This is a genomic window from Streptomyces sp. S4.7 (genome assembly GCF_010384365.1).
GTDB lineage: Bacteria > Actinomycetota > Actinomycetes > Streptomycetales > Streptomycetaceae > Streptomyces.
The window spans coordinates 1030253-1054989 of sequence record NZ_CP048397.1 but is presented as its reverse complement, the minus strand read 5'-3'; the positions used below and the strand labels follow the sequence as shown (position 1 = coordinate 1054989).

22 protein-coding genes are annotated in these 24737 nt (G+C 70.2%); 18 read left to right on the top strand and 4 right to left on the bottom strand.

Annotation, left to right across the window (positions count from 1 at the left end):
* The first annotated feature begins 117 nt into the window (after positions 1-117).
* From SSPS47_RS04545 to SSPS47_RS04490, 12 genes are all read left to right on the top strand, one after another.
* Positions 118-1407, top strand: coding sequence for an ABC transporter substrate-binding protein (locus SSPS47_RS04545; protein WP_164248939.1), 1290 nt, complete (start codon positions 118-120; stop codon positions 1405-1407).
* Positions 1407-2399 carry a sugar ABC transporter permease gene (locus SSPS47_RS04540; RefSeq protein ID WP_164248935.1) on the top strand — a complete coding sequence of 331 codons (993 nt, stop codon included), beginning with the start codon at positions 1407-1409 and terminating at the stop codon, positions 2397-2399. The genes SSPS47_RS04545 and SSPS47_RS04540 overlap by 1 nt, the downstream gene beginning before the upstream one ends.
* Positions 2389-3315, top strand: a complete 927-nt coding sequence (locus SSPS47_RS04535; protein ID WP_164248933.1) for a carbohydrate ABC transporter permease — start codon at positions 2389-2391, stop codon at positions 3313-3315. Before SSPS47_RS04540 ends, SSPS47_RS04535 begins: the two co-directional genes overlap by 11 nt.
* 37 nt (positions 3316-3352) lie before the next feature.
* Complete coding sequence (locus tag SSPS47_RS04530) at positions 3353-4120, top strand: SDR family oxidoreductase (RefSeq protein WP_164248931.1); 768 nt, start codon at positions 3353-3355, stop codon at positions 4118-4120.
* A complete protein-coding gene (locus SSPS47_RS04525; protein ID WP_164248929.1) occupies positions 4108-5865 on the top strand; it encodes a heparinase II/III family protein in 1758 nt (585 codons plus the stop codon). Before SSPS47_RS04530 ends, SSPS47_RS04525 begins: the two co-directional genes overlap by 13 nt.
* A gap of 8 nt (positions 5866-5873) precedes the next feature.
* Positions 5874-7901 (top strand): heparinase II/III family protein, encoded by a 2028-nt coding sequence (locus tag SSPS47_RS04520; protein WP_164248928.1) that lies wholly within the window; start codon positions 5874-5876, stop codon positions 7899-7901.
* 24 nt (positions 7902-7925) lie between these two features.
* A complete protein-coding gene (locus SSPS47_RS04515; protein ID WP_164248926.1) occupies positions 7926-8513 on the top strand; it encodes a hypothetical protein in 588 nt (195 codons plus the stop codon).
* The gene (locus SSPS47_RS04510) at positions 8510-9586 is read left to right on the top strand and encodes a DUF1565 domain-containing protein (protein ID WP_164248924.1); all 1077 of its coding nucleotides are present in this window, start codon (positions 8510-8512) and stop codon (positions 9584-9586) included. The genes SSPS47_RS04515 and SSPS47_RS04510 overlap by 4 nt, the downstream gene beginning before the upstream one ends.
* 50 nt (positions 9587-9636) lie before the next feature.
* Positions 9637-10416 (top strand): polysaccharide lyase family 7 protein, encoded by a 780-nt coding sequence (locus SSPS47_RS04505; protein WP_164248922.1) that lies wholly within the window; start codon positions 9637-9639, stop codon positions 10414-10416.
* Positions 10417-10904: 488 nt separating this feature from the next.
* Positions 10905-12386 (top strand): polysaccharide lyase 6 family protein, encoded by a 1482-nt coding sequence (locus SSPS47_RS04500; RefSeq protein ID WP_164248921.1) that lies wholly within the window; start codon positions 10905-10907, stop codon positions 12384-12386.
* Positions 12387-13033: 647 nt separating this feature from the next.
* Positions 13034-13621, top strand: a complete 588-nt coding sequence (locus SSPS47_RS04495; RefSeq protein WP_164248919.1) for a redoxin domain-containing protein — start codon at positions 13034-13036, stop codon at positions 13619-13621.
* Between the two features lie 5 nt (positions 13622-13626).
* Positions 13627-14511, top strand: coding sequence for a cytochrome c biogenesis CcdA family protein (locus tag SSPS47_RS04490; RefSeq protein ID WP_164248917.1), 885 nt, complete (start codon positions 13627-13629; stop codon positions 14509-14511).
* 82 nt (positions 14512-14593) lie between these two features.
* Here SSPS47_RS04490 and SSPS47_RS04485 read toward each other — a convergent pair whose 3' ends face one another.
* From SSPS47_RS04485 to SSPS47_RS04475, 3 genes are read right to left on the bottom strand one after another with little or no spacing between them, the layout of a single operon-like run.
* Positions 14594-16075, bottom strand: coding sequence for a radical SAM domain-containing protein (locus SSPS47_RS04485; protein WP_203557785.1), 1482 nt, complete (start codon positions 16073-16075; stop codon positions 14594-14596).
* A complete protein-coding gene (locus SSPS47_RS04480) occupies positions 16075-16536 on the bottom strand; it encodes a MauE/DoxX family redox-associated membrane protein (RefSeq protein ID WP_164248915.1) in 462 nt (153 codons plus the stop codon). Before SSPS47_RS04480 ends, SSPS47_RS04485 begins: the two co-directional genes overlap by 1 nt.
* Positions 16533-17942: an FAD-dependent oxidoreductase gene (locus SSPS47_RS04475; RefSeq protein ID WP_164248914.1), complete on the bottom strand. Its 1410-nt coding sequence runs from the start codon at positions 17940-17942 to the stop codon at positions 16533-16535. Before SSPS47_RS04475 ends, SSPS47_RS04480 begins: the two co-directional genes overlap by 4 nt.
* 260 nt (positions 17943-18202) lie before the next feature.
* Between SSPS47_RS04475 and SSPS47_RS04470 the strand changes: the two genes are divergently transcribed.
* Both SSPS47_RS04470 and SSPS47_RS04465 read left to right on the top strand, forming a co-directional pair.
* Positions 18203-18982, top strand: coding sequence for a class I SAM-dependent methyltransferase (locus tag SSPS47_RS04470; RefSeq protein ID WP_164248912.1), 780 nt, complete (start codon positions 18203-18205; stop codon positions 18980-18982).
* A complete protein-coding gene (locus SSPS47_RS04465; RefSeq protein ID WP_239064775.1) occupies positions 18979-19728 on the top strand; it encodes a TVP38/TMEM64 family protein in 750 nt (249 codons plus the stop codon). Before SSPS47_RS04470 ends, SSPS47_RS04465 begins: the two co-directional genes overlap by 4 nt.
* On the opposite strand, the gene SSPS47_RS04460 is transcribed toward SSPS47_RS04465, so the two are convergent.
* Entirely contained in the window at positions 19703-20317 is a 615-nt protein-coding gene (locus tag SSPS47_RS04460) for a CDP-alcohol phosphatidyltransferase family protein (protein ID WP_164248910.1), read from the bottom strand. The two genes, SSPS47_RS04465 and SSPS47_RS04460, sit on opposite strands and share 26 nt — an antisense overlap.
* 158 nt (positions 20318-20475) lie before the next feature.
* Between SSPS47_RS04460 and SSPS47_RS04455 the strand changes: the two genes are divergently transcribed.
* From SSPS47_RS04455 to SSPS47_RS04440, 4 genes are read left to right on the top strand one after another with little or no spacing between them, the layout of a single operon-like run.
* Complete coding sequence (locus tag SSPS47_RS04455) at positions 20476-21741, top strand: ABC transporter substrate-binding protein (protein WP_164248909.1); 1266 nt, start codon at positions 20476-20478, stop codon at positions 21739-21741.
* 2 nt (positions 21742-21743) lie between these two features.
* Positions 21744-22607, top strand: a complete 864-nt coding sequence (locus SSPS47_RS04450) for an ABC transporter permease subunit (RefSeq protein WP_239065216.1) — start codon at positions 21744-21746, stop codon at positions 22605-22607.
* Positions 22604-23446: an ABC transporter permease subunit gene (locus SSPS47_RS04445; protein ID WP_164248907.1), complete on the top strand. Its 843-nt coding sequence runs from the start codon at positions 22604-22606 to the stop codon at positions 23444-23446. The genes SSPS47_RS04450 and SSPS47_RS04445 overlap by 4 nt, the downstream gene beginning before the upstream one ends.
* Entirely contained in the window at positions 23446-24513 is a 1068-nt protein-coding gene (locus tag SSPS47_RS04440; RefSeq protein WP_164248905.1) for an ABC transporter ATP-binding protein, read from the top strand. Before SSPS47_RS04445 ends, SSPS47_RS04440 begins: the two co-directional genes overlap by 1 nt.
* Positions 24514-24737 lie beyond the last annotated feature (224 nt).

The following is a 24737-nucleotide window of genomic DNA, read 5'->3' as shown; positions in this document are numbered from 1 at the left end:
ACATCAAGTATCGGTGTTCCTAGTCTCATGCATCGATGCACCAGTAAATCGGTGCACCGCGATCAACGCAAGTCTCGCTCACCCACCCAGTGCATGTTCCGCTGTCGGGAGTCAGTTATGCGTTCACATCCCTCATCCCTGTCCAGACGAAGCCTGCTGGGTCTGGGCGCCGCGGCGGTGGCCGGCACGGCTCTGACCGCGTGCGGCGGGGCCGCCCCCGGCAAGTCCGGCAGCGGCAGCGCGTCACTGCGCCTGCTGACACCGATCTTCGACCGGGCGGACGGGCAGAAGCTCCTCACGTCCCTGCTCGCCGACTTCAAGAAGGACAACCCCGGTGTCAGCGTTCAGGTCGACTACACCGAGTACGGGAAGCTCAACGAGAAGCTGACCACCTCGATCGTGGGAGGCCAGCCCTACGACGTCATGCTCATGGGCGTCGGCTGGATACCGCCCTTCGCCGAGAAGGGGGTCCTGGCCGACCTGGAGGCCAGCAAGGACGAACTGGCCCGGCTCTACAACCCCCGTGTGGTCGAGCCCGGTGTGTACGACGGCAAGATCTATGCGCGTCCGATCCTGCTCGACACCAGGATGGGCATCTACCGCAAGGACGTGTTCGCCGAGGCGGGTATCGACGCGCCCCCCAAGGACCTCACCGAACTGAAGGAGATCGCGAAGGAGTTGACGGTCCGCAAGAACGGCAAGCTGACACGGGCCGGCGTCGACATCCTCAGCAACGACCTGCGCCAGACCTACCTTCCTGTGATGTGGGCCCACGGCGCCGACCTGTTCGACGGCGGTAAGCCGGTCCTCGACTCCGACGAGGCGGTGGACGCCCTCCAGTGGATGGTCGACATCATCCGTACGGACAAGATCGAGGACTACGGGTTCACCCAGAAGGGAGCGGTCGCCGCTCCCCTCGTGCAGGGGCGAGCGGCCATGATGATCGGCCACAACGACATGTGGCGACAGATCTCCGAGAGCGCGCCCGAGTTGATCGCCGAGGACAAGGTCGACGGGTTCATGCTCAACCAGCAGCGTCCCGCGCTGTTCCAGGGCGGCACGCTGGCCACCATGTCGGCGAAGACCAGCCACCCCGAGCAGGCCAAGAAGCTGGTGGAGTTCCTGTCGGGCGAGAAGGTGTCGCCCCAGGCGGCCGAGCAGCGGGGGAACATCCCGGCGGTCCTCAGTGCGGCCGACTCGTCGTACGTGAAGAGCAACAAGCTCGTCTCGTTCGCCGTGGACAACCTCGACCACGCCTTCTCCGAGGGCGGGGTGCCGACCTGGCTCGAGATCCGTGAAGAGTTCAAGCCGGCGCTGGAAAGCGCTCTGCTCGGCAAGGCCACTCCCGCCGAGGCCCTCAAGGGGCTTGCTGGGAAGGCCGAGGCGATCATCGCCAAGGGGGCCTGATGCCGACGTCCACCCGTCCGGCCACCGACACAAGCAGGGACGGGCCGATAGTGCATCGTTCCACCAAAGGTGCGGCGCCCTCGTCCTGGCGGGGTCGGCCGCCCCGTGAGAAGAAGTTCGGTCACGACCGGCGCAGGACGGCCGTGCTTCTGCTGGCGCCCTCGGTCATCCATCTCGTCTGGTGGATCGGCATTCCCGTGGTCGCCACCTTCGCTCTGGCGTTCACCGACTACGACATCCTCGCCGGCACCGTCTCGTTCAACGGCCTGGACAACTTCCAGGAGATCTTCAGCGACGAGACGTGGAACGCCTCCATGTGGCACACGGTGGTGTTCACCTTCTTCACCGTGCCCGTCGCCATGGCCATCGCCGTGGTGCTGGCCATCCTGCTCAGCGTGAAGATGCGGGCGGCCTCGTGGTACCGCACCGCTGTCTTCATGCCGCATGTCACCGCGACGGTGGCGATCGCGCTCGTGTGGATGTGGATGTTCGAACCACGGCTCGGTGTGGTCAACACCATGCTCGGGTGGGTGGGAATCGACGGGCCGGTGTGGCTCGCGGACCCGGACTGGGCGCTCACGGCCGTGATCGTCGTCAGTATCTGGAAGGGCATCGGCATCAAGATGCTCATCTACCTGGCCGCTCTGCAGGCCATGCCCGAGGACGTGTACGAGGCGGCCAGGATCGACGGGGCTTCGCAGGTGCGGCAGTTCTTCTCCATCACACTGCCGCTGCTGAAGCCGGCCACGTTCTTCGTGCTGGTGGTGTCGATCATCGACTCGTTCCAGGCGTTCGACCAGTTGTACGTGCTGACGCCGGACGGTGGCCCCGGCAACTCGACGACGGTCATGACCTACGAGATCTACCGCACCGCGTTCAAGGAGTTCAACATGGGCGCGGCCTGCGCGCAGAGTGTGGTGCTGTTCGCGTTCCTGCTGGTGCTGATGCTGATCAGCCGGCGTCTCACCGGAAAGGAAGACGATGTCCGCTGAGAAGCTTCTCCGCGGGGACGTGACTCGCGGCACCTTGCTCACGAACCACCCCCTGCTCGCCCGCCGGTTGCGAAGGACGGCGCTGCACCTGGTGCTCGTCACGGTATCGCTCGTGATGGTGGTGCCGTTCCTGTGGATGATCATCAGCTCGCTGAAGACCGATCCCGATCTCGCCGAGTACCCGCCCAACCTCCTGCCGCAGGTGTGGGACTGGAGCAACTACTCGGAGGCGCTCGAGTACGCCCCCTTCGGTACGTACTTCAGGAACAGCCTGCTCATCTCGCTCGGACACACGGCGCTCAACCTCGCTCTGGCCTCCATGGCGGGGTATGCCCTGGCCCGGGTGCCGTTCCGGGGCCGGACCGTGGTGTTCATGGGAGTGCTGGGCACCATGATGATCCCGACGTACACGAAGATCGTTCCCCAGTACCTGATAGCCAAGGGCATTCCGTTCTTCGGCGGGAACGACTACCTGGGGCGTGGCGGGCACGGCTGGCTCGACTCCTGGTGGGGCCTGATCATCCCCGGCGCGCTGACGCCGTTCGCCATCTTCCTGTTCAGGCAGTTCTACCTCTCGCTGCCGCGTGAGCTGGAGGAGGCCGCCCGCATCGACGGCATGAGCGAATTCGGTATCTACGCACGGGTGATGACACCGCTGGTCAAGCCGGCCATCGCCACCGTCGCCCTGCTCACTTTCGAGAGCAGCTGGAACAACTTCCTCTGGCCGTTGATCATCACCAGCGACACCGACCTGCGTGTCATCCAGGTGGGCCTGTCCGCGTTCCAACAGGCCGACCAGAACGCCTGGGCGTACCTGATGGCCGGCACGACGCTCGCCACCATCCCCATGGTGGTGCTGTTCCTCTTCACCCAGCGCTACTTCGTCCAGGGTTTCGCCAACTCCGGTATCAAATAGCACCGTTGATTCACCTCGATAAACATGGAGAATTCTCATGCCTTTCGATCTCACAGGTCGTCGCGCGCTCGTCACCGGTGCCGGCCACGGCATCGGCGCATCGGTCGCGCTCGGGCTGGCAAAGGCGGGCGCTGATGTCGTAGTCCACTACGGACGCTCCGCCGAGGCCGCCGAGCGGGTGGTGGCCGAGATCAACACGATGGGGCGGAAGGCCATGTCCCTCGCCGCCGATGTCACCGATGCCGGCGACGTCACGCGGCTCGTCGACGAGAGCGTCGCCTTCCTCGGCGGACTCGACATCGTGGTCGCCAACGCGGGACACCTCGTCGGCCGGGTTCCGGTCGCGGAGATGAGCGAAGAGCACTTCCACAGCGTGATCGATGTCAATCTCTTCTCCGTCTTCCGTACCTGCCGGGCGGCGCTGCCGCATCTGAAGGAAGCGGGTTCCTCGGGCCGCTTCGTCCTGATGGCCTCTCAGGCGGCCCACGACGGCGGCGGCCCCGGAGCTGCCGCCTACGCCGCCGCCAAGGCCGGAGTGATCGGCTTCGCCAAGGGGCTGGCCAAGGAAGTCGGAGGCACCGGCGTCACCGTGAACGCGCTCGCCCCCGGATACATCGGCGGTACCACCTTCCACGGCACGTTCACCTCGCCCGAGGCTCAGCGGGGCATCGTCGAGAAGCTTCCCATCGGCCGGGGCGGCACGGTGGAAGACGTTGCCGGAGCGGCCGTCTACCTCGCCTCGGACGAGGCCGGGTACATCACCGGAGCCACCCTCGACATCGGCGGTGGCGTATGGCCGCGCTGACCATCACGCGCGAGCGGGGCGGCTGGTGGCACGCCTATGTGTGCCCGGCCCACGGTGTCGAACTCGACCACGGCGACCTGCTCGGCGACCCCTTCCCGCGCGCCGGAGCCGCATGCCGCTACGGCTGCCGGGTGGACACCGAGGCGGTGCGCGGGGCGAGAACGGTGCTGGCCCATCAAGCCGCCGCCCAGCGCCTGCGCCATCTCGCCTGCGGCGGCCCGGCCGAGCGCTCCGAGGCACTGCGGCTGCTCCTGGAGTACGCGGAGCTGTACGCGGCTCTGCCCAGCACCCATCCGGGTGCGGCCGGCTGGATGCTGCACGGCCGGCTCTTCCACCAGGCCCTCACCGAGGCCATCTGGGCGGTGGCCGTCTCCCACGCGATACGTACTCTCGCCGCACACCGGGACATGCGCGCCGAGCTCGCTGCCCTGCTGCCCTTCCTCCGGTCGCTCGGCGACCGCGCCGGTGAGGCCCGGGCGGAGCTGCGCCACAAGGGGGAGATTCGTTCCAACTACACGGCATGGCTCGCCGCCGCGGAGACCTGCTGCCGCTCGGCCGCACTCGCCGTGGAGGGCGCCGATCCCGACACCGTGCAACTGGCCGGTCATTACGGCCTGTTCGAGCACATGCGCGTGGCGATGCATGAGGACGGCTGGGAGTGGGAAGGCAGTACCTACTACCACCTCTTCGTACTGCACGCGTACCTGCTCGCCCTGCGGGGCGGCGAGCCGGAGCGGCTGCCCGGCGACATCGCCGAAGTCCTGGGCGCGATGATCACGGCGCTGGCCGGTATCGCGACTTCCGCCGGCACCCTGCCCGCCCTGCACGACGGCCCCTACCGACGCGAAGCGCAGTCTGCCGAGATCAGCGAAGTGGCCACGCTCGCCGATCAGTTGTTCGCCGGAGCTCCCCTGGCCGCGGTGGCCCTGGCCGCCGGGAAGGACACGGCCACCGAGCTGCCCGCAGACCTCGTGGGATGGTTCACCGGGCCGAGGCTGCCCGCGCGCACCGTCCGGCGGACCTTCCCGGACGCGGGGTACGCGGTCTTCCGTACGGCCGGAATCCACGCGCTTCTGGACGCCGGACCGCACGGGGGAGGGCACGGGCACCTGGACAAACTGTCCCTCTACCTCTACGCGGACGACGGCACCGCCTGGCAGCCGGATCCGGGCCAGGTCCCCTACGCGCACCGGAGTTTCCGGACACACTACGCCGGCACGAAGGCCCACCCGGCGTTCCGTGTCGACGATGCGGAACAGGCCCCCTGCGATGCCGTCCTCGACGGCGACACCGGCAGATGCACCGGGGCCTACGACGGGGTGAGCGCCGTCCGGCGGATCGTCACCGACCCGCGCTACCTCCTCGACATCCTTGTCCTCGAAGCCGACACCGAGCGCCTGCTCACGGCGCAGCTGCGTCCGGGAACCGATCTCGACGTCGTCGCCCAGGGCCCCGATCGTGCCCGCACCGTCTGGGGCGACAGCCAGAGCGCGGTCATGACCGGGCAGCACGTGTCGAGTCCGCCGGCCGAGTTCACCGTCGTCGCACACCCCGGTCCCGCCGACGACCCGGCGCGAACGTGCCAGGGAGTCGACTGGTCCACGACCGGCAGGCACGCGGTGTTCGTCTCCGTCTACCAGTCCGCCGAAGCGACACCACCGGTCCGCCGGTTGAGCCTGTCCGAACGAACCGTCCACATCGATCTGGCCGACGGAACCGTCGCCACCCACTCCATCGGAAGGTGAGTCCGCACATGCTGCTTCTCGACGGGCGACTCGAGCTGCTCCGCGGCGAGCTGAACGGCGCGCGTGCCTCCCAGTGGCGCCGGCTGTACGAACAGTGCGACTGGTATCGCCGGCAGACGCCGCCCACGGAGCACCCCGAGGCGAGCATCACCTACTTCGGGCCCGCCGCGGCCAACCTCGCTCTCGCCTACCGGCTCACCGGCCAGCGCGGATATCTGGAAGAGGCATGGCGCTGGATCTCGGCCTGCGTCGGCTTCCCCCACTGGGGCCGCGCCCATATGCCGGATCACGACCTGGACGCGGGGTGGTTGTTGCACGGTCTCTCGCTCGCGTACTCCTGGCTGGGCGAGGACCTGGAGCCGGAACGGCGTGAGATCCTGCGCGCCAAACTGGAACTGCAGGGTGAGCGGCTCCACTCGTACGCCGAGGAGACCACCGGTAGTTGGTGGTCGAGCGCGTACTGGCAGAACCACAACTGGATCTGCTGGACCGGGGTCGCCACCGCGGGCTACGCGCTGGGGCGCTCCGAGTGGACCAAGGCGGCCCGCGCGAACCTGGAGACGGTCCTCGGGATGCTCCCCGAAGACGGTTCGGATTCCGAGGGCGTCGTCTACTGGCGGTACGGCGTGCCGTGGCTCGCGATCCACACCGACCTCGTGCAGCACCAGGAGAAGGCCGACCTGTGGTCGGTCGGCGGCTTCCTGCGCCACACCACGCACTGGCGCCTGCACCAGAGCGCGCCGGGCTTCGAGGAGAACATCGATCACGGCGACTGCCACGACCGGCGCAGCGGCCACAGCGTCGCCCTCTACTACCGTCTGGCCTCCGCGTACCAGGACGGGACGGCTCAGTGGCTGGGCAACCTGGTCGCGGAGCGCCACTTCTGGCGCGAGGCGTACGAGTCGGGTGTGCGCCCCGGTGTCATGCCCGAGGCATTCCTCGAACTGCTCTGGTACGACCCGGAGGTCGCGCCCGTCGCGCCCGACGAGGAGCCCCTCACGGCGTACTTCCCGGACCTCGGGCAGATCACGGCGCGCACCGGCTGGGACGCCGCCGCCACCTGCGTCAGTTTCAAGGCGGCGCCCGGCGGTGGCCACCGGGCCTGGGAGGAGGGGCACCGGCTGAAGGCCGCGGGCGGCTGGGACGCGATGAGCGCGGGCCACCACCATCCCGACGCCGGCGCCTTCGTCCTGCACTCGCACGGCGCCTTCCTCGCGGTGGACGAGGGGTACAGCAACCACAAGCGCGCCGCTCACCACAATCTGATCCTGGTCGACGGCGAGGGGTGGGCGGACGAGGGCCGCTACCACGTGTACGAAGGCATACCGCACGAGCGCCGGGCGCGCGTACGGGACGTGCTCGCGGAGGGCGGGTTCGCCCACGCCACGGCGGAGTCCGCGGCGATGTTCTCCGAGGGGTTGGGGGTGCGGCGCATCGACCGTACGCTGGTGGTGACTCCGCGCGGGCGGGTGGTCATCCTCGACGAGCTCGAGGCCGACGCACCGCGCGAGTGGTCCTACCTGCTGCACACCGACTGGCCCACCACACAGCTGGAGCCGGACGGCTGGCGGCTGGAGTCGGGCCCCGGCAGCGCACGCCTCACCCGGCTCCTGCCCACCGACGCCTCGGCCACTCAGGAGCGCACCGAGGTGGAGGCGAACCCGACCTCCAGCACTCCGAGCCTCAAGGTCAGCAAGACGATGCACACCCTGCGCCTCGCCACCCCGAGGACCAGCACGGCCACGTTCCTGACCGTGTTCGAAAGCACGGGTTCGCTGGCCCCGCATCCGGTGCCGGCCGTGCTCCTGCCCTCGGACCAAGGACACGCGGTGTCCGTCGGCCAGGGCGCCGAGAGCGAACTCGTCCTCCTCGCCCCTAGCACGGGAGTCATCGAGACGGAGGGCGTGCGCGCCGACGCGGCGGCGGTTCTCTTCTCCGGCACGCACATCGCGGCCGTACGGGCGCGCGGTGTCCAGCTCGACGGAAGCGACGTGCTCCGGACCGACCAGCCCTTCACGGGCCTTCTGACCATCTGACCGTTCGAGACCCTGGAGCACTCCATGAAGGGCTGGGAACGCGGTGCGCTGCGGGCGATGGAGTTCGTCGCACAGCCGGCGCTGGCGGGCGCCGCGTTCTGCCTGCTCGCCCTGGGGGTCGTCACCTGGCTGCCGGCGCTGGCCGCTGCGGGAAGCGCGCTGCAGGACTGGCGCGGTGACGGAGGCGGACGCCCCTTCACCGCGACGCTGCGGGCCTTCCCGCGCTTCTGGCGGGCCTTGTGGAAGGAAGGGCTCGTCGCCACCGCCGTGCTGGCCGTCCTCACGCTGAACTGCCTCTTCCTCCTGGACACGGGGAGCACGACAGGTCTGGTCCTGCTCCCCGTGCAGGCGGGGCTGATGGCCACGGTGGCGGTGTACGCCCTGTCGCTGGCAGCCGTTCGCGCGGTCGGCACGGATCGAGACCCTCGGCGCGCGGCGGCCGTCCTGGCCTTCGGTTCACCGCGGCGAACCGCAGCCCTGCTGCTCGTCCTCGTACTGGCCCCGCTCGCCGTGCTCCCGATCCCCCTGGGACCCCTGCTGCTGGGCCCCACCCTTCCCCTGCTCCTGGCCCTTTCCCTGCACACACCCACGCATTCGAGGAGAACGGTATGAGAGTCACCCGTCGCATCGCCGCGTTGGCCGCCTTACTGGGGGCAATGACGGCGGCCGGGCCCGCCGCGTCCGCCGCCGTACCGAAAGGCTCCCAGGACTACTACGTCTCTCCGCGTGGCAGCGACACCAACGCCGGCACGAGCGGTTCGCCCTTCGCGGGCATCCAGCGCGCGCTGGACGCCGCCGAACCGGGATCGACGGTGCATCTGGCCCCCGGCCGCTATCTCCAGGACTTCATCAGCCGCAATCCCGGCGTCACCATCACCGGACCCGCGTCCGCCGTCGTCCAGGGTTCCGGTGCCGGCCGTGCTGTCGTAGAGATCCAGCACGACGACGTCCGGCTGAAGGGCTTCACCGTCGACGGCCTCTTCGGTGATCCCACGCAGAAGGCCGACTATCGCAAGAAGCTTATTTATGTCATGAGCCTGACATCCGGTGACGGAGTGGACGGCTTGCGTATCGAGCGGATGACACTGCGTAACGCCGGGGAGGAGTGCGTGCGGCTGCGCTACCTGATCACCGGCGCCGAGGTCGCCCACAACCGGATCACCGGCTGCGGGGTGTGGGACTTCCACTTCGACGACGGCGGCAAGGTGGGTGAGGGCATCTACCTGGGGACGGCGCCCGAGCAGCAGGGCATGAACGGCGCACCCGACGACCGGCCGGATGTCAGCCGCGACAACTGGATCCACCACAACCGGATCGACACCCGGGGCAACGAGTGCGTGGACATCAAGGAGAACTCCACCGCGAACCTGGTGGAACGCAACGACTGCACCGGCCAGCTCGACCCCAACTCGGCCGGCCTCGACGCACGCGGCAGCGGCAACACCTTCAAGGCCAACCGCTCCTACGGCAACGTCGGTGCCGGTGTCCGGGTCGGCGGCGACACTCCCGCCGACGGCACCCGCAACAACATCGAGGGCAACGTCCTCCTCTCCAACGCTGCGGGGGGCATCAAGTTCGAAGCCACCCCGCAGGGCCAGGTGTGCGGAAACACCCTGGCGGGCAACACCGGCGGCGCCGCGACAGGAACCTACGGGGACCAGTACCACCCGTCGCGCCCCTGCTGAGCGAACCACCCCAGCAACCCGGTCCAATCAACCGTAAGGAAACAGCTGACATGCGTCTCACCCGCAAGCGCACCCTCACCACGGCCGGCGTGGCCGCGCTCTCCGCCCTCGCGGCGATGACCGCCCCCATCGTCACCTCCGGCACCGCCGTGGCGGCCGCCCCGTGCGACTACCCCGCCCAGCAGCTCAACCTGACCAACTGGAAGGAGACCCTGCCGACCGGGTCTTCCGGCTCCCCGACCGAGATCAAGCAGCCCGCACTCGCGACCTTCTCCTCGAACCCCTGGTTCATGGTGAACGCCGCGTGCACCGGAGTGCAGTTCCGCTCCGCGGTCAACGGCGTGACCACCTCCGGCTCCAGCTACGCGCGCTCCGAACTGCGCGAGATGGCCAACAACGGCACGTCGAACGCCTCCTGGTCGTCCACCTCCGGGACCCACACCCTCACCTTCCGTGAGGCGTTCAACAAGCTCCCGAGCACCAAGCCGCACGTCGTCGGCGCGCAGATCCACGACGGCGACGACGACGTCACGGTCTTCCGCCTCGAAGGGACCAGCCTCTACATCACCAAGGGTGACACCACGCACCACAAGCTCGTGACCAGCAACTACAAGCTGAACACGGTCTTCGAGGGCAAGTTCGTGGTCAGCGGCGGCCAGATCAAGGTCTACTACAACGGCGCCCTCCAGACGACCATCGCGCACTCGGCGTCCGGCAACTACTTCAAGGCCGGCGCCTACACCCAGGCGAACTGCGACAACTCCTCGCCGTGCAGCAGCTCCAACTACGGGCAGGTGAGCATCTACAGCCTGCAGGCCACCCACTCCTGACGCCAGGGGGTGCCGGGCCTCGGACTAGGAGGCCCGGCACCTCGCAGCACGGTACAACGATGCACGGATTTCCGCCCCACAGGCCACCGGCGTGCGCGGTGAGAGACATCGCGGCCCATGGCCTGCCTACAAGCAGCGCCGTCCGCCCGCGGGGCGGGACCCGCGGGCGGACGGCGCGGTGCATCGCAAGGCCGAGGATCGGTCTTGTACTGGGCCTACTTGGCCGAGTCCGAGTCCGACGACGCGGCGAAGTGTCGTGCCAGGCGGGACTTTCAAGACAGACCCTGGTCGGCGCCGCGAACTCGCACATCACCGATGCAGGTCATCGACTTCCACCTCTTGGCCACCCCGGCCTCCACCGGCCGGCGTGGCCACAGCCATCACGCGCGACTGTCACAGGCTCGTCCCATCAGCACCTGGACGGCCTACTTGTCCAGCGCTGGGTTGCTCGACGTCCCATGCCCCTCTCTACCGTGCGGAGAAAACACATGACCAGATCAAAGCTCAGCAACTGCGGCGCGATCGCCGCCGCGGCGCTCACGATCGCGGCCCTCACCACTGCGGCACCCGCTCTCGCCTCCACCGGCGACACGTCATCGCTCAACCCGAGTACGACCTCGACCACGCAGGCCAACGCCACCATCGTCAACGTCTCGACGTCGTCGCAGTTGACCACCGCGATGTCCAAGGCCGTGGCCGGTCAAACGATCGTCCTCGCCAACGGCTCCTACTCGATCGGCAAGCTCAACGCCAAGAACGGCACCGCCGGCGCACCCATCACGATCATGGCCGCCCAACAGGGCAAGGCGGTCATCACCGAAGGGCAGCTCGAGGTTCTCAGCTCGTCGTACGTGACGTTCTCCGGGCTGAAGTGGACGAACAGCGACACGCTGAAGATCACCAGTTCGCACCACATCCGGTTAACCCGCAACCACTTCCGGCTCACCGAGTCGGAATCGTTGAAGTGGATCATCATCCAGGGAGCCAACAGCCACCACAACCGGATCGATCACAACCTGTTCGAGGAGAAGCACGAGCTCGGCAACTTCATCACCATCGACGGGTCTTCGACCCAGCAGTCGCAGTACGACCAGATCGACTACAACCACTTTCGCAACATCGGTCCGCGGGCGACCAACGAAATGGAGGCGATCCGGGTCGGCTGGAGCGCGATCTCCAAGTCGGACGGGTTCACCACGATCGAGAACAACCTCTTCGAGAACTGCGACGGCGACCCCGAGATCGTCTCCGTGAAGAGCAACGCCAACACCGTCCGGTACAACACCTTCCGGACATCACAGGGCTCCCTGTCCCTGCGCCACGGCAACCGCAGCCAGGTCTACGGCAACTTCTTCTTCGGGGGCGGCAAGGCAGGCACCGGCGGTGTCCGGGTCTACGGCCAGGACCACAAGATCTACAACAACCACTTCGAAGGACTGACCGGCAGCGGCTACGACGCGGCGCTGCAACTCGACGGCGGGGACGTCGACACCTCGGGCGCGCTCTCCTCGCACTGGCGGGTGTACCGGGCCACGGCGGTGCACAACACCTTCGTCAACAACGTCTCGAACATCGAGATCGGCGCCAACTACACTCTCGCCCCGGTCGACAGCCTGGTCGCCGACAACATCGTCGTCGGTTCCTCCGGCAAGCTCTTCAACGAGCTGAAGGCGCCCAAGAACATGACGTACTCGGGCAACATCGGCTGGCCGACCGGTTCCGCCACCATCGGGATCACCACTGGTGTCCGGACGGTCAACCCGCTCCTGGTCAAGCAGAGTGAGGTGTACCGCCTCGGTACCGGTAGCCCCGCGGTGAACACCGCGTCGGGTGGCTACAGCTTCCTCGCCGAGGACATGGACGGCCAGTCACGCAGTGGAACGGCCGATGTCGGAGCGGACGAACTGTCCACCGGCACCGTGGTCCACAAGCCGCTCAAACCCGCCGACGTCGGAATCAGCGCCCCCTGACGGGGCCGGAACAGCGCTGCCCGCCACACCACGAGGTGTGGCGGGCAGCCGCCGATGTCGACAGGGTGCTTGCCGGGGAGGACGGGACAGGTGCCGCCGCCGACCTCGAAGCGGCCGACCGCGTCGAACTCGCCCTCCCCGAAACCGGCGCCCGCGGCGGAGCCGGACTCTTCGACGAACGGGCCCCGAGACCGACGGGGGCGGCCTTTGCGGTCATGACCGACCCCAACGCCCCTGAGCGCGGGGCCGCGACCGTACGGGAGCCGGTCGCGGCCCCGCGCCGAGCGCCACGCAGAGCACCGTTGCCGCGCGACATCCGGCGTGACACCTCGCTCGGCCACGGTGCGCCGGGGGAAGAACGGTGCGAGGGGCAGTGGGGAGTGGTCAGGGTGGGGGCGGGATCGGCGAGGACACGATGAAGCACCGACTGAGGGTGCCCGATGCCGTGAGGACACGCCCTCGCGGTGAGAGCAACGGATGTCCAACCCAGCCGGGAGAGTTCGTTCGTTCGGTTGACCCCGATCGAGGCGTCCCCGGCCGGTCCGGTTCCGCCGGCTGATGTCACCGAACCGTAAGCCCACCACCACCCACCCGGTGAGAGCGGGGGATCTACAGTCACACTCATCCCGAGCACACTGGAGATCCCCATGCGCGCCCGCACCTTCCTCCCGGCCGCCCTTGCCGCCGCCCTGATCACTCTCACGGGATGTGGAACCGGCAGTGGCGCCGACGACGAGACAGCGAGCACGTCCCCTTCGAACGCGTCGTCCCCGGGACAGCCGTCTGCCTCCCCCGACGCGAGCGACACCGCGGCCACCGGGTCCCCCGCACCACAGGCGATTCGGTTCACCGCGACGACGGTGGACGGCAAGCCCTTCGACGCCAAGACGTTGGCGGGCAAGCCGACCGTGCTGTGGTTCTGGGCGCCCTGGTGCCCCAAGTGCAAGGCGCAGGCCGCCGAGACCGCCAAGGTCGCCGCCGACTACGCGGGCAAGGCCAACGTCGTCGGTGTGGCGGGCCTGGACAGGAACGAAGCGATGAAGGACTTCGTCGCCGACACCGGGACCGACGGCTTTCCACAGCTGTCCGACGAGAAGGGCGAGGTCTGGAGGCGGTTCGAGGTCATCGAGCAGAGCCGCTACGTCATCCTCGACAAGGACGGCAAGACCGTCTACGAGGGCGTCCTGCCCGGAGGCGAGGGGCTGGCCGAGAAGGTCGCCGGACTGACCGGCTGACCGCGATGTCCGATCTCCCCCTCGCCCTCGCGCTCACCGCGGGCGTCCTCGCCGCCGTCAACCCGTGCGGCTTCGCCCTGCTCCCCGCCTACCTCTCCCTCCTCGTCCTCGGCGACGACAGCCCCACCCGCGGTGTCGCCGTCGGCCGCGCCCTCACCGCGACCGCCTCGATCACCGTCGGCTTCGCCGCCCTGTTCGGCGTATTCGGCCTGGCGATCCAGCCCGTCGCCGGTCAGGTCCAGGAACACCTGCCCTGGTTCACCATCTTCTTCGGCATCCTCATGGGCCTGGCCGGAGCCTGGCTGTCGGCCGGCCGTCAACTGCCCGCCCTGATGCCCAAGGTCCGACGCGCTCCCTCGGTGACCCGCTCCGTCCCCTCGATGGCTCTGTTCGGCATGGCCTACGCCACGGCGTCCCTGGGCTGCACCATCGCGCCCTTCCTCGCCATCGTCGTTTCCGCGTTCCGCAGCGGCTCGACGGGCGAGGGAGTCGCCCTGTTCGCCGCGTACGCGGCAGGCATGGGCCTGATCGTCGGAGTCGCCTCCGTGACCGTCGCCCTCACCCGCAGCGCCGCTGTTGGTCAGCTACGCCGCGCCGGCGCGCTCGCGCCCCGTATCGGCGGCGGACTCCTTCTCCTCGTCGGCGCCTACGTCGCCTACTACGGCTGGTACGAAATCCGTGTCCAGCGCGACCCCACCACCACCGATCCCGTCATCGACGCCGCCGGTGCTGTCCAGCGTGTCCTCGCCGACAGTCTGGACAGCGCCGGACCCGCTGTCCTCGCCGGGCTCCTGGCCGCGCTGCTCGTGACGGCCTGGGCGATCCGCCGACGGGCACGCCGAGCCCCCCGCACCAAGCGGCCCGGTACAACGTCCCGCCCCTCCGAGTGAACCATTGCCTGGCGGGTCCGTCCTTGGTGACGGGGTCGAGCGGCTCCGCGAAGACGACTGCCGGGGTGCGGTCAGCTGCCTGCTACCTGTCCGCAGCAGCGCCGGGAGATCTCCCCACTCCCGCAGGCGGCGTGAGGTCGTGCGCACCCGCCACGGGCGGGCGGTCTCCCGCCCCGCGGACCTCGACGACCGGCAGCAGGGTGCGCAGTGCCGCGTTCTCGGCGGGGTCGAGTACGGCGTGCTGCACGCAGGCGGGGACGAGGGTGCCGTTCTCGGGGTGGGCCATGGCGTAGTGGCAGGCGGCCAGGCGTTCCTGGGTCTCGCGCAGCCGGGGCTCGGCGGCCTGTTCGCCCCGCCGCATCATCTCCCAGGCCGGGGCGACGACGTCGGCGTCCATGAACTGGTGCATGACGAACGTGACCGGGCGCACCCGCATCCGGTGGCGGGCCAGCCGCAGTGGTCCGACGCGGCGGATCGTGCGGGTCAGCCAGCGCAGCGCCGTCACCGCGGTCGACGGGTGGCGGGCCACCACCCGCAGGAGCCTTGCCACGAGGAGGGCGGGCGGGGTGCCGGTGAAGGTCACCTTCCCGAAGTACCGGAAGAACGCCTCGCGTACGGCGAGGTCGCGCGGGTCGTCGCCGTCGAGGAACGGGTACCAGCGCCGGCCGACGTAGAAGCCGTAGGCGGTGCGGTTGCAGCGCACGTCGCCGTTCTCGAAGACGCGGTGGTCCAGCCGGGTTCCGGCGCCGCGTTCGATCTCCGCCCACACGGCGTCCGGGGTCGCCTCGCGGTACTTCTCCTTCCAGCGGCGGTCGTCGCCGAGGAAGGCGGCGGGCTGGAAGGAGAACATCCCGTAGCCCATGGCGTGGCAGTCGCGGATCACGTCGGCGACCTCGTCGAGGTTGCCCGGGGTGACGGTCATGTTGTGGGCGAGGAAGAACCGCACCCCGTGCTCGTGCCGAAGGCGGGTGAGCATGGCGGCGAATCGGGCGCGGTAGGGGTTGAGCGCCTTCTCGTCGGTCGGGCGTTCGATGCCGCGCCGGCCGTACATGAACTTGTCGAAGTGCGCGGCGAAGGACAGCCGGTCGAAGCGCCGTGTGCCGTCCGGGCCGAGCGCGAGGCGGGTGAGGTAGTCGTCGTCGAAGTCGCCGTGGGTGAAGCTCATCGGTTCCCGGCCGTGCTCCCGCATGATGGCGAGGGCGGTGGCGTGGTCGTCGGGGGTGAGCAGGCTGACCTCGCCGCCGATGAGCTGGGTGTGGGCGCGCGGGCCTCGCAGTTCGCGCAGCAGGCGCATCTGCGCGGTGATCTGTTCGTGGGTGTGGGGGCCGTCGACGCGTACCTGGTTGGCGTCTTTGGAGTGGTAGCAGGGGGTGCACTTGAGGTTGCACTTGGGGAAGACGCCGTGGGTGCCCTCGCAGCCGACGCCGTGCCGGCCGAGGATCTGGCCGGGTGTCTTGGCTGCCTCGGGGAGTTCCGCCCAGCGGCGTTCCATGGCCGCGGCGAACTCACTGTCGTAGGGGCGGGTGGCGTGTTCGAGGTCGCGCAGTGCCGCGATGATCCGCATCAGTGGTTCTCCTGCGGTGTGGGGGCTGCCGTTGAGGTTCGGTCGGTGAGGGGGTTGGGCCGGGCCCGGCGCAGGCCGCGCCACAGCAGCCAGGCGTACAGCACCATCAGCGCGTCCTCAACCAGGACGTACCAGCGCAGCGGCTGGGCGAGGTAGGTCCCGAAGCAGCCGCAGTTGTCCAGGACGAACCCGCGGGCGAACGCCTGGGCGGCCAGCACCGACCACACCACCGCGACGCCCGTGTACAGCCGGACGGGCGTGACGGCGCGGGAGCGGGGCCGGACCAGGAACCAGAGGGCTGTTACGGCCTCGGCGCCGATCAATACCACGGCCAGGGCGGTCGAGACGGCGCCGGAGGTCAGGCCGTAGGAGGTCAGGATGGCCGGCATCGCGTCGAAGGAGGCGAGCTGGCCCAGCGCCATCGTGGCGAGGAGTAGGCCCAGGACTGTGCGGAGGGTCACCGGATGACCCCTCTGCGGAGTTTCAGCAGTGTGCCGATGGGGCCGCTGCCGCGGGTGAGACGGGCGTAGACGTCGGCCAGCGACGTGTGCCACGGCCCGTCGGCGTAGGTGGGATAGGGGTGCACGGTGCGCGCGTAGTCGGAGGGCGTCCAGCCCAGGCGCACCGCCGCCGCCAGGTGGGCGATGGTCTCGCCGGCCCTGGGTGACACCACCGTGGCCCCGACGATCTTCCTTCGCGGGCCCAGCACCAAAGTCGTGAAGCCCTCGGTGCGGCCGTCGGCGACCGCCCGGTCGACCCGGTCGTTCTCCAGGGTGTGAACGCGCGTGGTGTCGCCGTACTTCTCACGCGCCGCGTCGACGGTGAGGCCGACGCGGGCGATCTCGGGATCGGTGTACGTCACCCGGGGCACCGCCGGGTAGTCAATGGGGCGGCGCACCCCCAGCAGAGCGTCCACGGCGGCTGCTCCGCCCTGCGTGCCGCCCAGGTGCGTGAAGGCCGAGCGACCGGTCACGTCTCCGGCGGCGTAGATCCGGTGGTTGGTGGTGCGCAGCCGGCCGTCGGTGAGGACGTCACCGGTACCGGTCACCGCCACACCGGCGGCTTCCAGGTCCAGGCCCCGAGTGGCGGCATGGCGGCCCGTGACGGCCAGCAGCGCGTCGTACGGGAGAGGGCCGCCGGGGCCGTGTACGGCTCCGGCGTCGACCTTCGCGGCGCGGTAGCCGGTCAGCACGGTGACGCCCTCGGCCTCCAGCCGCTCCCGCAGCACCTGGGAGGCCCGGGGTTCCTCGCGGGGCACCAGGCGGTCCATCGCCTCCACGAGGGTGACCTGCGAGCCGAGCCGGGCGAACGCCTGCCCCAGCTCACAGCCGATGGGCCCACCGCCGAGCACCACCAGGCGGCGGGGGAGTTCGGCGAGCTCCCAGACGGTGTCGCTGGTCAGCGGCTCGGCTTCGGCCAGGCCGGGGACCGGTGCCAGGGTCGGCGAGGAGCCCGTGGCGATCAGTGCGTACCGGAAGGAGACCTCCCGCTCGCCCGCGGTCAGGGTGCCCGGACCGGTGAAGAACGCCGCGCCGTGGGCGACATCGACTCCGTACGGGGCGAGCGCCTCGGCCGAGTCGTGCGGCTCGATGGCGCCGATCGCCCGCCTCACCGCTCCCATCGCCACCGCGAGGTCGGCCGGGCCGGTCACGGGCGGGAGCCCGTAGGCGGCGGCGCGGCGGGCCGCCTGGACATCGGCGGCCACGCGGAGAAGCGCCTTGCTCGGTACGCACCCCGTCCATAGGCAGTCCCCGCCCAGCCGGTCGCGTTCGACGAGCAGCGTGCGGGCGCCGAAGCGTCCGGCGGTGCGGGCCGCGGTCAGGCCGGCGCTTCCGCCGCCGACGACCACCAGGTCGTACCTGTTCATGGTGCGGGGCTCTCTTGTCGGTGCGCCGTCGTGGGACGGTCGGCGCGCGGTCGTGGGATGTGAGGGGAACCCGGTGACACCATGGGGACCTTCCCTTTCCCGGCCCCACCATCACGGTCACGAGGGCCGTCGCGCGTCATCGTCCGCCTCCGGCGTGTCCGGCGTGTCCGAAACGGAATGCGGGAAAGGCCCGGCAGGGTTCCCGAACAAGCACAGCGGGGCGAGCTGTCCCCACGGTTCGAGAGAGGGGCGAGGGTTGGATGGACGAATCGGACTGGCGGCGCTTCATCACCGCCTATCACCAGGCGCACGCCGGCATCACCGAGCAACTCTTCGGCCTGGCCGACGCATCCCCGTACGCCTGGCTGGCCGAACCGCTGCGGGGTGTCGAGGGCACGGTGCTCGACCTGGCCTGTGGCTCGGCACCCACCCGGGCGGAGCTGCCCGACGCCCACTGGCTGGGCATCGACCTGTCGGCGGCGGAACTCGCCGAGGCGGCGCGCCGGAGTCGCGGGCCGCTGGTGCGGGCCGGTGCGGACGCGCTCCCGGCGGCATCCGGGAGCGTCGGGGCGGTCTGCGCGGCGATGTGCCTGCCGGTGGTCACGCCCCTGCCGCAGACGCTGGGGGAGATCCGGCGCGTGCTGCGGCCCGGCGGGACGCTCGCGGCGCTTGTGCCGTCCCGGTCCGGGCTCTCCCCGTCCGGCATGTTCGACTGGGTCCGGGTGATGACATCCCTGCGTGCCGTACGCCAACCGTGGCCCAACCCGCAGGCCCGCGACGGGCTGGCCGCCCTACTGCGCACGACGGGCTTCCGCGTTCGCGCCGATGAGCGGCGGGTCTTCACCCTGGCGATCGACTCGGCCGACTCCGCGGCACTGCTGGCGGACGCCCTGTACCTGCCCGGCCTGACACCGGACCGCGCCCGGGCCGCCAAGCGTTCCCTGGCGCGCTGGGCGGACTCGGGGCGACGTCTGGAGCTGCCGCTGCGCCGCGTGGTGGCCGGCCTTCCCACTGAACGACCGCCACAGGAGCCGATGTGAACCGCCCGGCAGACCCCTCGTCGGCAACGGAGCTCCCTCCGTCCGACCCGGCGATGGACGAGACGGCGCGGCGGCCTCCGCGCGCGACGTGGGTACGGCTGTCCCTGCTCGTGGTCCTGCTTGTGGTGTTCGGCTTCTGGGTGGCGCTGGGTGGCGGAGACCTCTTGCGCGAGGTGCGCCAGTGGGTCGATTCACTTGGCATGTGGGGGCCGGCCGTTTTCGCGGTCGTCTACGCCCTGGCCGTGACGGCTCTGCTGCCGGGCTCCGTGCTCACCGCCTCCGCCGGCGCGCTGTTCGGGCTTGCGGTGGGGACCGGCGCGGTGCTCGTGGGGGCGACGGCGGGTGCGGCACTCTCGTTCGGCCTGGCTCGCTGGCTGGGGCGTCCGGTGGTGACCCGCCATGCCGGCTCGGGGCGACTGGCCCGGCTGGACGTCTACCTGACGCGCCGCGGGTTCGCCGCCGTCCTGCTCCTGCGGCTGGTGCCGCTCTTTCCCTTCTCCGTGATCAACTACGGGGCGGGGGTGGCCGGTGTCCGCTTCTCCTCCTACGTCGCGGCCACGGCCCTGGGCATCATCCCGGGGACCGTCGTCTACACCGGGCTCGGCGGCTCCCTGGGCGACCCCGGCTCTCCGGGGCTGTGGATCGCGCTGGGCGCTCTGCTCGTGCTGGGCGCGGGCGGCTGGTGGGCGGCACGGGTGATCCGCTCCCGCGGTGCGGAGGTCAGCGCAGCTGCCGATAGCCGGTGACGACGCGGTGGGCCGCGGTGACGGCGACCACCGCGGCCCAGACCCAGGCGATCGTGTGGGCGAAGCCGGGCAGCAGGCACCACAGCGTGTGCACGGCGATGGTCTCGCCGCCTTCGGCCAGGCCGCCCAGAAAGTTCAGCGACCGGCCTCCCGACCGGCGGCCGTCACCGCGGCGCCCGGTGCGTTCGGCGATGGAGGAGAAGGCCAGGAAGACAGTGCCGTTGACGTAGTAGGCGAGCAGGACGAGCAGGAACGGCAGTGCCGGACCGCCCACGCCGACGGCGACGCCGACGACGAATGCTCCGTAGACGAGGAAGTCGGCACTGATGTCGAGGAAGCCCCCGGCTCCACTGCTCGCCGTGCCGCGGCGACGGGCCAGCGGCCCGTCCAGGCCGTCGGCGAGCCGGGACAGCAGCCACAGCACCACCGCGGCTGACCACCAGCCGGCTGCTGCGGAACCGGCCGAGGCAAGACCCGTCAGCATGCCGAGCGCGGTCAGACGGTCGGGCGTGACAGCGGGGCGGTCCAGCAGAGCGGCGGCCCGGTCCAGCGGGCCGCTCAGCAGCGTTCTCGCCCGCGCGTCCAGCATCGCTTGTCTCCTTCCGCCACACCGGCACCGTACCGGCGGACGCAAAGGGAAGCCTGCGAGCACCCGGCTGTGTTCCCTTTCTGCGCGATGACGTTCGCGAGCCTGTCCCGCGTCGCGCGGGAGACACCACCGTGAGAACAGCCGAAGGAGCAGTGCACATGCGGATACGGACGCGGCACACCGGGCGGCCCGCCGGCAGCGGCACGGCTCTGGCCGTTGGAACCGTCGTGGCCGGGCTGCTGACAGCCGCCTGCTCCGGCCCCGGCACCAGTGGGGCGGAGCCGCCCGCGAAGGACTGGGCCCAGCTGCGCGCCGACGCGAAAGGCCAGAGCGTCAACCTGTTCATGTTCGGCGGCGACAAGGGAGCCAACTCCTACATCGACGACGAAGTCGCCCCGGCGGCGAAGAAGCTCGGGATCACGGTCAAGCGCGTCCCCGTGGCCGACACCCAGGACGCCGTGCAGAAGATCCTCGGCGATCAGCGGGCCGGCAAAGGAAGCGGCGGTGCGGTGGACCTGGTGTGGGTCAACGGAGAGAACTTCCGTACCGGAAAGCAGGCGGACCTGTGGCTGTGCGGATACACCGGCCTGATGCCGAATCAGAAGTACCTGGACGGTACCGATCCCACCCTCGCCCAGGACTTCGGCACCCCGGTCGACGACTGCGAAACGCCGTGGAGCCGAGCCCAGTTCGCGTTCGTCCACGACTCGGCCAAGCTCGCCGAACCGCCCCGCACCATGGGCGCCCTGACCGCATGGATCAAGGAGAACCCTGGTCGGTTCACCTATCCGGCGCCCCCGGACTTCACCGGTTCGGCCTTCGTGCGCCAGCTCCTCCTCGCCGGTGCCCAGGATGAGCCCGTCCCCCCTGCCTACAGCAAGAAGGCGTACGAAACGCTCGCCCCCGGCCTGTGGAAGGACCTGAACGTGCTGAGGTCCGCCCTGTGGCGTCAGGGCACCACCTATCCGAGGGACCAGGCGGCGCTGAACGACCTCTTCGCCAACGGCGAGGTCGACATGACGATGACCTACAACCCGGCGGAGGTCCCCGCCCTCGTCGACAAGGGCCAGTTCCCCCCGAGCGCGCGGGTGTTCGTGCCCGAGGACGGAACCCTGGGAAACACCAGCTATCTCGCGGTGCCCAAGAACGCCGCCCACCGGGAAGCGGCACTCGTGCTGTCCGACCTGCTGCTCTCGCCCGAAATGCAGTACGCCAAGGCCCGTCCCGGCGGCTGGGGCGCCTACACGGTGCTGGACCAGGAACAGCTACCCGAGAAGTGGCGAGAGAAGTTCGCCTCGCTGACCACTCCGGAGACCACACTCCCGATCGAGGAACTGTCCCGAAACGCCCGCCCCGAACTGAGCGGTGACTGGGTGGGGCCGCTGGACAAGGGCTGGAAGCAGGAAGTCGCCTCCACCTCGTGACCATGCCGATGTCGCCGCGATGGCGGGGACTGCTGCTGACGGCTCCCGCTCTGGCCCTCGTCGCCTTCGCAGGCGGTGCCTTGCTGCTCGCGGGCCGCGGCAGCCTTGCCGATGGCCTGGGCCGGGGCTGGAGCCTTTCCGCCTACGCGGGGCTCCTGCGTGACCCGGCCTTCGCCGATTCCCTGCTGCTCAGCCTGAAGATCGCCACGCTCAGCACCGTGGCGTCTGCTGTGCTGGCACTGGCCGTGGTGGGTGCGGTCAGTGGCTCCCGCCGCGGCCGGGCCGCCCTGGAGACCGCCGCCCGCGCCACGCTCGCCGTCCCGCACCTGCTCGCCGCCGCGGCGTTCGCACTGCTGCTTTCCGGGTCGGGGCTCATCTCCCGGCTCACCCACGCCGCGGGATGGACCGACGGGCCCGCGGACTTCCCCGCACTCGTCGCCGGTTCCGCCCCCAGCGCCGTTCTGCTCGCCTACGTATGGAAAGAGGCTCCCTTCGTCGCGATCATGCTGCTGGCTGCCTACACACCCGCCGTACGCGACCTGGAGAACGCGGTACGCACCCTGGGAGCCGGACGGCTGCGCCGTCTGAGGCACGTCACCCTGCCGCTGCTGGCCCCGGCTCTCACCGAGGCGTGCCTGCTGGTCTTCGCGTTCACCTTCGCCGCCTACGAGGCCCCGGCGCTGCTGGGAGCGACCGTCCCGCGTGCCCTGTCGGTGGACGCGGTCGAGCTCTACCGCTCGGTGGAACTCGACGACCGGCCCGCCGCCCTGGCCCTCGCGGTCGTGATCGGCCTGGTGATCGCCCTCGTGGCCCTCGCCGCCGCGGCGATCTCCCGCCGACTGCTCCTGGCAAGGACCGGACCATGAGGCGGGCCCTGCACAGCGCCGGATTCGCGATGCTCACCCTCTGGATCGCAGCCCCCCTGCTGCCCCTGCTGATCTGGGCCTTCGCCGGGCGATGGGTGTACCCGGCGCTTGTGCCGCAGGATTTCTCCCTCCACGCGTGGGGCCAGTCCGCCGCCCCCCAGCAGCGGGTGATCGCCGCGACCGGCACCTCGCTGGGACTCGCGCTGACCACGGCCATGACCGCCACCGCGCTCGGGGCGCTGGCCGCGCGGGGCCTGGTCCTGTACCGCCCACCGGCCGCGGGACTGGTGCGCCTGCTGCTGCTCGCCCCCGTTCTGGTCCCCCCGTTCGCACTGGCGGTGGGTGTCCAGGAAGTGTTCGTCCGGGCCGGACTCTCCGACCAGCCGGCCGGCGTCGCCCTCGTCCACCTGGTGCCCGCCCTGCCCTACACGGTCCTCGTCATGATCGGCGGCTACGCCACGTACGACCTGCGCATGGAGCAGACGGCCCGCACCCTCGGGGCGTCCCGTACCGCCGTCCTGCGCCATGTCACCCTGCCCGCACTCGCCCCGGCCCTGCTGGCTTCGGCGACCCTGGCCTTCCTGGTGTCATGGAGCGAGTACCTGATGACCGTATTGGTCGGCGGCGGGGTCGTCACCACACTGCCGCTCCTGTTGTTCGCTACGGCCGCGGGCAGCGGCAACCAGGCACTGACCGCCGTACTGGGCATTCTCACCGTTGCCCCACCCGTCCTGCTGTTCGGCGTGAGTGCGGCACTGCTGCGGCGCCATCGAGCGGTCTGGACCGACCCCGACCCTTCCCCTTCCTCCGCCGCCCCGGGAATCGAGCGCCGACCGTGATGACTCCCTCGTCCTTTGCTCCCGTCCCCGGTCTGAGTCTGGAACGGATCACCGTCACCTATCCCGGGCATCGCGCCCCCGTCCTCAAGGACCTCGACCTCAATGTCGCCGACGGTCGGCTGCTGGCGCTGCTCGGCCCCTCCGGCTGCGGCAAGACCACCACCGTGCACGTCGCCGCCGGCCTCCTCGCCCCCAGCCGCGGCACCGTCCACCTCGGTGGCACCGATGTGACCCGCGTCCCGCCGGAACACCGCGGCGCCGCGGTGGTCTTCCAGCAGCCCATGCTCCTGCCGCACCGCACAGTGCTGGACAACGTGGCCTTCCCCGCCCGCATGCGTGGCCGCTCCCGCCGCGACGCCCGGACCGGAGCACTCGCCCATCTGGAGCGCGTCGGCCTGGGGGCGCTCGCAGCCCGCTACCCCCGCCAACTCTCCGGGGGCCAGGCCCAGCGCGTCGCCCTCGCCCGCGCACTGTCCGCCGAACCGGCCGTACTGCTCCTCGACGAACCGTTCAGTGCCCTGGACCCGAGCCTGCGGCACACCATGCGCGACCTGCTCACCACGGTCCAGCGGGAGCTGGCGGTGACCACCGTCCTGGTCACCCACGACCAGACGGAAGCCGCCGCGGTCGCCGACACGGTCGCCCTGCTCGACCAGGGCAGTCTCCTTCAGCAGGCGCGGCCCGCCGAGCTCTACGCCCGCCCGGCATCCCTGGCCGTGGCCCGCTTCCTCGGCTGCCCCACCGCGCTCCCCGGCCACGTCACACCGCAGGGACGCTTCGCGTGCCCCCTGGGAGAACTCGACCTGCCCGACACCGTCGCCCACCGCGGCCCCGGGCACCTGGTGATCCGCCCCGAAGCCGTCCGGGTCGGCACCGGCCCGGACACCGTGGCCGCCGTGGTGCACAGCGCGCGCCCGGAAGGCGCGTTCACGGCTCTCGTCGCCGACACGGCCGCCGGCCCCGTACACGTGCTCCTGCCGCCGGGCACCCCGCCCGCCCCCTCGGAACATGTCCGGCTGCGCCTGCCCTCGGCGCACCGCTGGGTGGTCCCTGACCGGTCCATGTGATGTTCCGGTCACGCCCTGGCAGAGGGGATATGACGAGCGCCGGCCGACGGGTTTCCGCCGCGGCCCCGCGGACGGAGCGGCTGCGCCGGACCCGGGCGCCACGACGACGCCGCGGGCACCGAGATCACGGGCGTCGGCTCGCCGCGCCGCGGTCTGCCGCCGACCAGCCGGAACCGGACTCCCGGCCACCCGATTCGCTTGCCGGAGCGCCGTACTTCAACGGT